At 71.2% G+C, this 11,160-nt stretch carries 11 protein-coding genes; 7 read left to right on the forward strand and 4 right to left on the reverse strand.

The window, feature by feature from the left end; translation table 11 throughout:
• From ACWCSD_RS37090 to ACWCSD_RS37100, 3 genes are all read left to right on the forward strand, one after another.
• Window positions 1–775, forward strand: a 775-nt coding sequence (locus tag ACWCSD_RS37090) for a sensor histidine kinase (RefSeq protein WP_449921983.1), incomplete at its 5' end; no start/stop codon positions are given.
• A 268-nt stretch (window positions 776–1,043) separates the two neighbouring features.
• On the forward strand, window positions 1,044–3,356 hold the full coding sequence (locus tag ACWCSD_RS37095; protein ID WP_449921985.1) for a molybdopterin-dependent oxidoreductase: 2,313 nt from the start codon (window positions 1,044–1,046) through the stop codon (window positions 3,354–3,356).
• Between the two features lie 57 nt (window positions 3,357–3,413).
• A complete protein-coding gene (locus ACWCSD_RS37100; protein ID WP_397158080.1) occupies window positions 3,414–3,965 on the forward strand; it encodes an EF-hand domain-containing protein in 552 nt (183 codons plus the stop codon).
• Between the two features lie 307 nt (window positions 3,966–4,272).
• Here ACWCSD_RS37100 and ACWCSD_RS37105 read toward each other — a convergent pair whose 3' ends face one another.
• Complete coding sequence (locus ACWCSD_RS37105) at window positions 4,273–4,800, reverse strand: MarR family winged helix-turn-helix transcriptional regulator (protein WP_397158081.1); 528 nt, start codon at window positions 4,798–4,800, stop codon at window positions 4,273–4,275.
• Between the two features lie 94 nt (window positions 4,801–4,894).
• Between ACWCSD_RS37105 and ACWCSD_RS37110 the strand changes: the two genes are divergently transcribed.
• From ACWCSD_RS37110 to ACWCSD_RS37125, 4 genes are all read left to right on the forward strand, one after another.
• Window positions 4,895–5,536 carry an FMN-dependent NADH-azoreductase gene (locus tag ACWCSD_RS37110; protein ID WP_397158083.1) on the forward strand — a complete coding sequence of 214 codons (642 nt, stop codon included), beginning with the start codon at window positions 4,895–4,897 and terminating at the stop codon, window positions 5,534–5,536.
• A gap of 619 nt (window positions 5,537–6,155) precedes the next feature.
• A complete protein-coding gene (locus ACWCSD_RS37115; protein ID WP_449921987.1) occupies window positions 6,156–7,085 on the forward strand; it encodes an alpha/beta hydrolase in 930 nt (309 codons plus the stop codon).
• Between the two features lie 33 nt (window positions 7,086–7,118).
• On the forward strand, window positions 7,119–7,574 hold the full coding sequence (locus tag ACWCSD_RS37120) for a GbsR/MarR family transcriptional regulator (protein WP_387673585.1): 456 nt from the start codon (window positions 7,119–7,121) through the stop codon (window positions 7,572–7,574).
• A gap of 9 nt (window positions 7,575–7,583) precedes the next feature.
• A complete protein-coding gene (locus tag ACWCSD_RS37125) occupies window positions 7,584–8,396 on the forward strand; it encodes a class I SAM-dependent methyltransferase (RefSeq protein ID WP_397158087.1) in 813 nt (270 codons plus the stop codon).
• A 71-nt stretch (window positions 8,397–8,467) separates the two neighbouring features.
• On the opposite strand, the gene ACWCSD_RS37130 is transcribed toward ACWCSD_RS37125, so the two are convergent.
• From ACWCSD_RS37130 to ACWCSD_RS37140, 3 genes are read right to left on the reverse strand one after another with little or no spacing between them, the layout of a single operon-like run.
• Window positions 8,468–9,652, reverse strand: a complete 1,185-nt coding sequence (locus ACWCSD_RS37130) for an NAD(P)/FAD-dependent oxidoreductase (protein WP_449921990.1) — start codon at window positions 9,650–9,652, stop codon at window positions 8,468–8,470.
• Entirely contained in the window at window positions 9,649–9,846 is a 198-nt protein-coding gene (locus ACWCSD_RS37135) for a ferredoxin (RefSeq protein ID WP_449921992.1), read from the reverse strand. Before ACWCSD_RS37135 ends, ACWCSD_RS37130 begins: the two co-directional genes overlap by 4 nt.
• A 21-nt stretch (window positions 9,847–9,867) precedes the next feature.
• Window positions 9,868–11,082, reverse strand: coding sequence for a cytochrome P450 (locus tag ACWCSD_RS37140; RefSeq protein ID WP_449921994.1), 1,215 nt, complete (start codon window positions 11,080–11,082; stop codon window positions 9,868–9,870).
• Between the last annotated feature and the right edge of the window lie 78 nt (window positions 11,083–11,160).

Genomic DNA, 11,160 nt, shown 5'->3' on the forward strand with positions numbered 1-11,160 from the left:
GCCGACCGCCTCGGCGGCCTGCGCGCCCCGCCCCTCCGCCAGCAGGACGAGCGGCCGCACCCTCGACGACCTGTTCGCCCGCCTGCAGGCCTCCTTCGACAGCCAACGCCACTTCGTCGCCAACGCCTCCCACGAGCTGCGCACCCCGCTGGCCGGCCTGCGCACCCTGCTCGAAGTCGCCGTCGCCGACCCCGACGCCGACACCGGCAGCCTGCGCGCGGCCTGCCAGGAGGCCCTGGCTCTGAGCGGAGACCAGGAGCGGCTCGTCCAGGCCCTGCTCACCCTGGCCACCAGCGAGCGCGGCGTCACCCGCTGGGACACCCTCGACCTCGCCCACGTCGCCGGGACGGTGCTCGCCTCCCGCCGCCGACAGGCCGCGGAACGCGGCATCGGCCTCGCCGAACATCTGACGCCCGCGGTGACGGCCGGGGACCCGAGACTGATCGAGAGCCTCGTCGCCAACCTCGTCGACAACGCCATCCGCCACAACCACCCGGACGGGCACGTAGAGGTCACCACCCGGACGTCCGGCACGCAGGTGGCCCTCACGGTCACCAACAGCGGGCCGGTCGTCCCCGCCGACGATCTCCAGCGCCTCTGCCGGCCCTTCCAGAGACTGGCGCCCGACCGTCACGGCCGCGGCGACGGCCACGGCCTCGGCCTCGCCATCGTCGACGCCGTCACGCGAGCTCACCGTGCCACCCTCACCGCCGACGCCCGCCCCGAAGGCGGCTTGTCGGTCACCGTACGGTTCACGCAGATATCGCAACCCTGACATCAGGCACCGCCATGCACGGCCACCTCGCCCCGGCGACACCAGCCCGACCTCGTAGGGCGCCGGGCACCGGCCGATGATCACCGAACCGGTGCTGCCGGACCGGGTGCGGGACGGTCATGATGCAGCCGGTGCACCCTGACGTGGTTGAGCAGCCGGGCATGGGGGAAAGTCTCCGTCCTGCGGGCCGTCGACTGGAGTGGAGGCCCCTGCCACGCCAGCAACCGCTGGTCGAAAGCGGGGGGAACTTCAGGGATGGGGTGGATGCATGGTGGAACGACGCATGTCGGTCGCGACGCACTGGGGCAGTCTCATCGCAGTGGTCGATTCCGGGCGATTAGTACGAATTGAGCCGAGGGACGACGACCCCGTGCCGTCACCCATCGGCCCCGGCATGGTGACAGCCGCCGACGACGGCGCTCGCGTGCTGCGCCCCGCGGTGCGCAAGGGCTGGCTCAACGGCCGGCCGCGCGTCCACGACGCCGCCAGAGGCGCGGACGCCTTCGTGGAAGTGAGCTGGGACGACGCGATCACGCTGGTGAGCGACGAACTCCGTCGAGTGCGTTCGCAGCACGGAGACGGCGCGGTGTTCGGCGGGTCGTACGGCTGGGCGAGCGCGGGCGTGTTCCACAACGCGCAGAGTCAACTCCACCGGTTCCTGGCGCTGGGCGGGGGCTTCACCGACTCGCGCAACACCTACAGCACCGCCGCGTTGGAGGTCATCCTTCCCCATGTGATCGGCGGGCATCCCTGGAGCTACCAGTCGCGGATGCCGATGTGGGACGAGATAGCCGACAACTGTGAGCTCGTGGTGGCGTTCGGCGGGCTGGCTCTCAAGAACAGCCAGATCAACCCCGGCGGGCTGGCCAGACACCAGACGCAGAACCTGCAGCGACAGTGCCGTGCGGCCGGGGTGCGGTTCGTGAACGTCAGCCCCATCCGCAGCGACGTCGCCGGCTTCCTCGACGCCGAGTGGCTGCCCGTCATCCCCAACACCGACACCGCCGCGATGCTGGGCATCGCCCACACGATGCTGGTCAACGGGTGGCACGATGAGGACTTCCTGCGCCGGTGCTGCGTCGGGTTCGACCGCTTCGCCTCGTACGTGACCGGCGAGCTCGACGGCGTCCCCAAGGACGCCGCCTGGGCGGCGAGGATCACGGGTCTCGGGCGCGAGGCGATCGTCGACCTCGCTCGCCGCCTGACCGAGCGACGTTCTCTCATCATGGTCAACTACGCGGTGCAACGGGCGGACCACGGCGAACAGCCGATCTGGATGTCCGTCGTGCTGGCCGCCATGGCGGGCTCGATGGGCCGGCCCGGCTGCGGCTGGGGAGCAGGTTACGCCACGATGGACGCGACAGGCGTGGCCAGAGGCCGCCCCTCCGTGGTGGCGGTGCCCGGGGTCGCCAACCCCGTCCCGGACTTCATCCCGGTCGCGAGGATCGCCGACACCCTGCTGCATCCGGGCAGGACCATCGGCTACGACGGACGGCGCCTCACGTTGCCGGAGCTTCGCCTGATCTACTGGTGCGGCGGGAACCCGTTCCACCACCATCAGGATCTCCACCGGCTGGCCCGAGCCTGGCAGACCCCTGACACGGTGGTGGTGCACGAAGCCTGGTGGAACACCACGGCCAAGTTCGCGGACATCGTCCTGCCCGTCGCCACCAGCTTGGAGCGCGACGACTTCGCCGCCGGATTCTCCGATCCCCACCTCGTCGCGATGCCCAAGGTCCGCGAGCCGGCGGGAGAGTCACGCACCGACCATCACATCTTCGCCGCATTGGCCTCCCGGCTCGGGTACGAGCAGGAGTTCACGCAGTCGCGCTCCGAGCTCGACTGGGTCCGGCACCTGTACGAGCAGACGCGGGCCGAACTCGGCGACGATGCCGCGTTGCCGGGCTTCGACGACTTCTGGCACAGCTCCACCGCCGAGCTGCCGGCGTTGACCGGACCGTTTCCCGGCAGCTTCGAGGCGCTCCGCGCAGATCCGCGGCGTTTCCCCCTGCCGACGCCGTCGGGCCGGATCGAGATCTTCTCCGAGGAGATCGACTCGTTCGGCTACGACGACTGTGCCGGGCATCCGAGGTGGTTCGAACCAGCGGAGTGGCTCGGCGCCGACCTGTCGAGCCGGTTCCCGCTGCATCTGATCTCGAATCAGCCCGCCTCACGCCTGCACAGCCAGTACGACAACGGTGGCCACAGCCTCGATTCGAAGATCCGTGGCCGCGAGCCCGTGACGATGAATCCGCTGGATGCCGCGTCGCGCGGCATCGAGAACGGCATGATCGTACGCATCCACAACGACCGGGGCAGCTGCCTGGCGGGCGCGGTCCTGTCGGACGACGTCATGCCAGGCGTCGTCCAGCTGTCCACCGGCGCGTGGTGGGATCCGGTCGAGCCAGGCGTGAGCGGAACACTGGACCGCCACGGCAATCCCAATGTCCTCACGGCGGATCGGCCGTGCTCGCAGCTGTCCCAAGGGCCGAGTGCTCTCAGTGCGCTGGTCGACGTCGAGCCCTACGACGGCCCTCATCCCGACGTGCTCGCCTTCACCCCGCCACGCCTCGAGGGTTGACGCCGAAGCACTCAGGCAGCTTGCTTTACCGTAATCGATCGAATACTTTGCGTAGTCGTGACTCGACTGCGAAACCTCAAGTACGGCCAGTGGTTCCGGGGCGCCGATGTCGACGGCGACGGGTTCATCACCCAGCGGGACGTCCGGATGATGAGCGAGCGTTACATCGCCGTCCGCGGCGCCGCGCCTGACTCCGAGACCGCCCGCCTGCTCACCGAGAGGATGGACGCATTCTGGACGCACGTGATCGCCCCGATGGATCACGACGGTGACGGGAAGGTCGATCTGCGGGAGATGACCGAAGGGTTCAGGCAGGCCCTGACCGACCGCGCCCTGTACCCGGCACAGATCGAGCCGGTGACCAACTGCTTCTTCGACCTCGCCGACCTCAACGGAGACGGCCGGATCGACCAGGCGGAGTTCCAGCAGATGTTCGACTCGGTCGGCGGCGTCCCCGGCGAGGACTGCGCCGAGGTCTTCGCCGCCCTGGACCGAGACGGCTCCGGCGTGCTGGACCGCGCCGAGTTCCACCAGGCGGTCACGGAGTTCTTCTACGGCGACGACCCGGACGCTCCCGCCAACCACCTGTTCGGCAGGGTTACCGGCTGACGGCCCACGATGCCGCCCTGGACCCGCGACGCCCACACCACTGCCGGCGTGGGCGCGCGGCGTGCAGACCTCAGGCCGTCAACTGCTGTGGGTCGGTAACGCGGGGTCCCAGCTGGGGTCGGAGCTCACCGTGCTCGCCATGCCGCTTCTGGCGCCGACGATCATCGCCCGCCGGGGTCGGCGGGCATGGTCGCATGGTCTGCCCCAGCCGGGCCGGCCTCGCCCGCGCCCCCGAGGCCCGATCCGCACGTCGGCGCGCTACTCGGTGAGATCCCGATGCCGCGCGACGGCGCCTGCGGCTGCCGGGTCAGCAGTCGCCGCTCTCCCGGCATGTCTCGGGCGCCTCCGCCATGGTGACGGCGGTGATCGCCCGGGCGGCGTCGCCGAGTGCGGCAAGCTGCTCGGGCGTCAACGCGTCGACCACCAGACGACGCGCCTCTCGGACGTGACCGGGGGCGATCTCCTTGAGCTTGGCGAGGCCGGCGTCGGTGAGCCGCGCCTCCGTGTGGCGGCCACCGCGGTTGGGCAAGCTGTGCCGCTCGACCCAGCCGGACCGCTCCAGCCGGGTGACCGCGTGCGAGATGCGCGAGAGCGACCCCTGCGCCAACGCGGCCAGGTTGCTGAGCACCAGCGTGCGGTTGGGCGCCTCGGAGAGAGCCGCGAGCACGTGGTACTCGAAACTGTTCACGCCGGCGTCGCGCTTGAGCTGCGCGTCCAGCGCGGGCGGCAGGGTCATGATCAGCGCGATCACCGCTCGCCAGTCGCGCTGCTGGTCGGGCGACAGCCATGGCACGTTGTGCTCGGAGGGGGTTCCGCGGGCGGGGTCGGTGCTCACAGATCGACTCTACCAGGCGATTTGAATATTCAAGTGGTGCGACATAGTGTCAACTTGAACATTCAACTAGTACTCACCCGTCAGGGAGATCCCCATGTCCGTGCTCCGTGTCGACGCCACCATCCAAGGCGACCGCTCCGCCAGCAGCGCGCTCGCCGACCTCGTCCTCGACGAGCTCCGGGCCGCCCGCCCCGGGGTGCCGGTGGTACGGCGTCACCTCGGTCAGGAGCCGCTGCCGGCGCACATCTGGGAGGCCGCGATCTCCAGCCGTCACATTCCGGAGGAGGGCCGCACCGCCGCGCAGCGCGAGGCACTCGCCACCGCGGAGCGGCTCGCCGCCGAGCTGCAGCGGGCGACGAGCGCCGTGCTCGCGATGCCGCTCTACAACTTCGGCGTCTCGCAGCACGCGAAGACCTGGATCGACCTCGCGATCGCCGGGACGCCTCAGGGCATCCGCCTGCTGGAGGGTACGCCGACCGTCCTGGTCACCACTCGGGGCGGCGCCTACGGCCCTGGCACCCCGCGCGCGGGCTGGGACCACAACATCGACTACCTGCGCCGGATCCTCGTCGACATCTGGGGCGCCGACCTCACGGTGGTCGAGCGCGAGTTCACGCTCGTCGGCGTGAACCCTGCCCTGGACGAGTTCACCGAGATGGCGGCGATAATGCACAAGACCGCCGAGGAGGCGGCGGGCGAGGCCGGCCGAGCACTCGCCGCCCGGTACGCCGCCTGACCTACCGCGGCAGCGAGGGGACTGATCATCCCTGCCCGCGGCGACCGCCCCCGAGATCCCACCTGGAAGGGACCGAGCTCGTGGTCAGAAGCCTGTGAGCCCGATCCCGATTCCCGCACGGCCCGGCTCCGTGCCCGCCGAACTGCCTGCGGCGGCGCCCGGCGGCCTTCGACGTGGCCCACCTGGCCTTGGCCGCTGAAGTGTTCGTCCAGGCTTGTGGCCACACCGACCTCGCGCGCCGGCGCGGCTGGTGGGACGCCGCGATCGAGCACCGCAACGAGCCGGGGCAGAGGGCACCGACACTCCCGGTTCGCCCTCGAAGCTTCGCCCCGCTGTCGCTCTTCGGGACGTGGCCGGCGGTTCGACCGCCGGCCGTCCCCGGCCCTTTGTCGGATCGCGGCCTTGTCCAGAATGGCGGGCCACCTCATCGGCCCGGTCCAGGGTGTGCACGTCCGGCATCGAGCGGCACGCCTTCCTCGCCCATCGGCTGCACGCCCGGGACCGCCTTTCGCCCGAGACCCGGCAGCTTGCCCTGATGGCGCCGGGGCGTCGGCTCTGTTGAAGTTGCTAGTTATTTCAGTCATGATTGAAATGACTAGCCTCTACTGGGGAGCGCGCCATGGAACACGTGACCTTCAACAGCCTCGGCACCCGCTGCGCGGGCGATCTCTACCTGCCGGAGACGAGCGATCCGGTCCCCGGGCTGGTGCTCGGGCACAGCGGGGTGATGGTCAAGGAGGCGCTGGCGTTCTTCGCGCCACACTTCGTCAAGGCCGGCTTCGCGGTGCTGGCCATCGACTATCGCACGGTCGGTTCCAGCGACGGCGAGCCGCGCGGCCTGGATCACCCGGAGCGGCAGGTGGAGGACTTCCGCAGCGCCGTGTCCTACCTGCGGACCCGTCCCGAAGTGCAGCCGGAGCGGATCGGGGTGTGGGGGGTGAGCATCGGCGGCTCGGTGGCGGCCCAGGCCGCCGTGCTCGATCGGCGCATCAAGTGCGTGGTGGTGCAGAGCCCCAGCGTGTGGGACGGATGGCGGTACACCGAACGCCTCCTGGGCCGCGCCGGCGTTCACGCGCTGCGCGACCGGCTGGAGCAGGACTGGCAGCGGCGCTACGAAGGCGAGCCGAGCGCTCGCGTGCCGCACCTGACGCTGGAGGGCGACAATGTGAAGGACGCTCCGGACATCTCGACCCGCCTGTTTCCCGCCTACCGCAACGAGAAGACCCTCGACTCAGCCGAGCACCTGCTCACCTTCGCCCCGGAGAACCTCATCCACCGGCTCGCGCCGACGCCGCTGCTGATGATCGCCAACGGCGGCTGGGACCCGTACCACATGCTCGAAGAGGCGCAGAGCGCCTTCGCCAAGGCGGGCGAGCCCAAGCGGCTCGCGGTGCTGCCGTACGACGTGCTCGGCCTCTACACCGGGCCCGGCCTGCAGGAGGCGATGGCGCTCGCCATCGACTGGTTCGACCTCTACCTGCGCAGGACCGCGCTCGCCGGCCTCACCCCAGCACCCACCTACGAGTCGGTGGCCGCCATGACACAGTGAACCGGCACACGATCACCAAGGGAGGACGCGACGATGAGCGCTGAGGAACAGCAGGACCGGCTGCTTCGATGGGTGGAGCGGGTGTCCGCATTCTGCGTCGAGGAGTGGGGGCTGCCGCCCATCACCGGACGCATCCTCGGCTGGCTGATGATCTGTGACCCGGCCGAGCAGTCCGCCGGCCAGATCGCCGAGGCCATCCAGGCCAGCCGGGCCTCGCTCACCTCGAACATGCGCTTTCTCACGGCCATCGACCTGGTCGAGAAGGTGCGAAGGCCCGGGGATCGCACCTCCTACTACCGCATCGAGGACGACGCCTGGCAGAAGGTCATCCAGCGCAAGCTCGACAGCCTGAGCGCGTTCGGCGAGATCGCCGACGAAGGGCTCGACCTCGCGGGCGGCGAGGGGCGGCGCACCGAGCGCATCAAGGCCGCCCACGACTCCCTGACATGGCTGCAGAACCTCGCGGCCCACCATCCGCTACGCCGTTAAGGAATCTCCATGCACCGCTGGAAACCCGAGCTCGGGCTGATCCAGGAAACGCTGCTGCTCACCCTCCAGGCAAGAGCCCTGGACGCCGGGCTCCCCCATCCGATCCTCGGCGACACGCTCTCCGCCGACCTGGCCGCCACCATCGACTACGACTTCGGCAGGCTGAAGGTCAAGCCCAGCCTCGTCCTCACCACGGCACTGCGCGCCAGGAAGCTCGACGACGTGGTCCGCGCCTACGTCGCCGCTCACCCCGGATGCGTGGTGCTCGACCTGGGCTGTGGCCTGGACACCAGGATGTCCCGTTGTGCTCCGCCGCCGGGCGTCGACTGGTACGACGTCGACTTCCCCGAAGTGGTGAACCTGCGAGCCGAACGCCTGCCCGGCCGTGCCCACCTGGTCGGAGCCGACCTCACCGGCTCCGGCTGGCTCTCGGCCGTCCCGGGTGACCGGCCGGCGATGATCGTCGCCGAAGGGCTGCTCCCCTTCATGCCCGGCGACTCCTTCCAGGCGATGACCCGCGCGCTGACCGGCCATTTCCCCGCGGGTGAGCTCGCACTCAACGGCTACACCCGCTTCGCCGCCTGGGCCATGAAGTACCACCCGACCATCAAGGCACTCGGCATCAAGGCCGCCCAGGGCTTCGACGACGCGCACGAACCCGAGTCCTGGGGCGCCGGCCTCGAACTGATCGAGGAGCAGGTCCTCACCCGCGCTCCGGAAGTGGCCCGGTTCCCGCAACCCCTGCGGGCGCTGACCCGTCTCACCGCCCGCAGCACGACCTTGTCCCGGCAAGGGGCACGCGTTCTCCGCTACCGGTTCTGAGCCTGGGCCGGGCCCCGTTCGTCGGGCAAGGGCCGGCGACTCGTCGTCCTCGTCTCGGACGCCGCAGGTCTTCACTCGGTGGCCTGGCGCCACGGGGTCCGCTCGGCGACGTGTCGGCGGAGGTCGCGGGCCTGCCGGGGCAGGTTCCAGGTCATGGCGCCGATGACGTGGCCGTCCCTGCCGTACAGGCCGGCGAACCGGCCGGTGGCGGGGTCCCCGGCGACGACCTGGAACCGGGCGTCGCCGCCTGTGACGCCGTGGACCTGGATCTTCACGTCGTACTGGTCGGTCCAGCAGTAGGGCACGGGTGCGAAGGGGGCCTGGCCGCCGAGGAGCGTCCGGGCTGCGGCCGTGCCCTGTTCGGTGGCGTTCAGCCGGTGTTCGACGCGCAGGCGGCCGAAGCCGGGGTGCCGCCAGGAGGCGACGTCGCCGGCGGCGACCACGCCGGGTGCGGCCCGGCACCGATGGTCGCACTTGACGCCGTCTTCCACGTCCAGGCCGCTGCCGGTCAGCCAGCCGGTCGCCGGGGCCGAGCCGACGGCGACGAGCACCAGGTCAGCCGGGACGTGCGTGCCGTCGTCCAGATCGACCCCGCTCACCCGGCCGTCGTGGCCGGTCAGGCCGGTGACCAGGGTGCCGGGACGCAGGCGGACGCCGTACCTGGCGTGCAATCCGGCCAGCAGCCGCGCCACCCGGTCGCCGAGCCGGTCGATCAGCGGCGCGCGGAGCGGATCGACCAGGGTGACGTCCAGGCCGAGCTGCCGGGCGGCGGCGGCGACCTCCGTACCGAGGAAGCCCGCGCCGACGACGACCACCGACCGGGCGGCGAGCAGCCCCTCCCGCAGGGCGAGGGCGTCGTCGAGGGTGCGCAGCACGTGCACGCCGCCGAGTTCGTGCCCCGACGGCAGCCGGCGCGGGACGACGCCGGTGGCGATCACCAGCCCGTCGTAGGGCAGGACGCCGCCGTCGGACAGCGCGAGTTCGCGTGCGCCGGTGTCGAGGGCGGTGGCGGCGACGCCGAGCCGCCAGTCGGCCCCCAGCGCGGCGCGGGGCTCGTGGCGGCGCAGCGTCACGCGGTCGGGCGCCCACCTGCCGAGCAGGATCTGCTTGGACAGCGGCGGCCGGTCGTAGGGCTCCCGCCGCTCCGCGCCGACCAGGGTCAGCGAGCCGGTGAATCCGTCGCGGCGCAGGGCCTCGGCGGCGGACAGACCCGCCGCCGAGGCGCCCACGACCACGATCCGGGAAGGGCGGCTCACGACGCGCCCAGCGTGATCGCCCGGGCCGGGCAGATCCGGGCGGCCTCGCCGACGCCCTCGCGCAGCCCCGGTTCCGGGCTGTCCCGCAGCAGGACGACGATACCGTCCTCGTCACGCTGGTCGAACACGTCGGGACAGAGGAGGACACACTGCCCCGAGCCGGTGCAGGCGTCCTGATCCACGGTGACCTTCATGTGCTTGACTCCTTCGCTCGATCACCAGGTGACGGGCAGTTCGCGGACGCCGTAGAAGACGGCCTGCTGTTTGAACGCCAGCTCCTCCAGCGGCACGGCCGCCGCCAGCGTGGGGACGCGCCGGTAGAGCGTGCCGTAGACGACCTGCAGCTCCACCCGGGCCAGCGACTGCCCCAGGCACTGGTGGGCGCCAAACCCGAAGGCGACGTGATGGCGGACCGCCCGGCGCACGTCGAGGACGCCGGGGTCCGGGAAGGCCGCCGGGTCCCGGTTGGCGGTGCTCTTCACGACGACGATGCCCTCGCCCGCGCGGATCGTCGTGCCACCGACCTGAAGGTCCTCGCGGGCGACGCGGCGGGCCTCGGTGTGGGTGATGGACAGGTAGCGCAGGAGCTCCTCGACGGCGTTGGCCACCAGCGCCGGGTCGCCGTCGCGCACCGCCGCGAGCTGGTCGGGGTGCGCCAGCAGGGCGGCCGTGCCGAGCGCGATCATGTTGGCGGTGGTGTCGTGCCCGGCCACCAGCAGGAGCTGGCCCATCGTGGAGATCTCGGTCAGGGTCATCGCGCCCGTCCGGTACTGCTCCACGGCCAGCCTGCTGAGGACGTCGTCGCCCGGGTCGTCGCTCTTGGCCACCACCAGCGCCTCCAGGTAGCCGTTCAGCTCCTCGGCGGCGGCCAGGGCCCGCGCGGGGTCGCCTTCGTCCATGACGAGCTCGGCCGCCGCCCGCTGGAAGAAGGCCCGGTCCGCGTAGGGCACGCCGAGCAGTTCGCAGATCACCAGGGACGGGACGGGCAGCGCGACCGCCCGCACCAGGTCGGCCGGGTTGGGACCGGCGAGCAGGTCGTCGATGAGGTCATCGACGATCTGCTGGATCCTGGGCCGCAGCGCCTCCATTTTCCTGATCGTGAAGTCTGCGGTCATGAGCCGTCGCTGCCTGGTGTGCTCCGGCGCATCCATCTGCATCAGCGTCTTCATCCGCGCGTCGCGTGCCTTGCTCACCGCGTTGGTGTGCGGGAAGCCGGGCTCGGCCACGTCGACGCCGACGCGCGGATCGGCGAGCACCGCGCGGACGTCGTCGTAGCGGGTGACCAGCCAGGGGGTGGTGCCGTCCCACAGACGGACGCGTGAGACGGGCGCCTCCGCGCTGCGCCGGGTCAGCTCGGGCGCCGGGTCGAACGGGCGGCCGGTCGCGCGGGGCATCGGGAACGTCACCGGATCCGGCAGGGCATCGGTCATGATCTCTCCTCACCTCGGGTCGTGCGGTCCGCGCAGGGCCGAGGACGGCCGCCGGCGGGAACCGTCGTGGTCCGCAGC

Source organism: Nonomuraea sp. NPDC001684 (assembly GCF_053596515.1).

Excerpts from the sequence above, each read along its gene's own strand:
- ACWCSD_RS37120 (WP_387673585.1), top strand. The coding sequence starts at position 7,119 with ATGAGCGCTGAGGAACAGCAGGACCGGCTGCTTCGATGGGTGGAGCGG.
- ACWCSD_RS37095 (WP_449921985.1), top strand. The coding sequence starts at position 1,044 with ATGGTGGAACGACGCATGTCGGTCGCGACGCACTGGGGCAGTCTCATC.
- ACWCSD_RS37110 (WP_397158083.1), top strand. The coding sequence starts at position 4,895 with ATGTCCGTGCTCCGTGTCGACGCCACCATCCAAGGCGACCGCTCCGCC.
- ACWCSD_RS37125 (WP_397158087.1), top strand. The coding sequence starts at position 7,584 with ATGCACCGCTGGAAACCCGAGCTCGGGCTGATCCAGGAAACGCTGCTG.
- ACWCSD_RS37115 (WP_449921987.1), top strand. The coding sequence starts at position 6,156 with ATGGAACACGTGACCTTCAACAGCCTCGGCACCCGCTGCGCGGGCGAT.
- ACWCSD_RS37135 (WP_449921992.1), bottom strand. The coding sequence starts at position 9,846 with ATGAAGGTCACCGTGGATCAGGACGCCTGCACCGGCTCGGGGCAGTGT.
- ACWCSD_RS37140 (WP_449921994.1), bottom strand. The coding sequence starts at position 11,082 with ATGACCGATGCCCTGCCGGATCCGGTGACGTTCCCGATGCCCCGCGCG.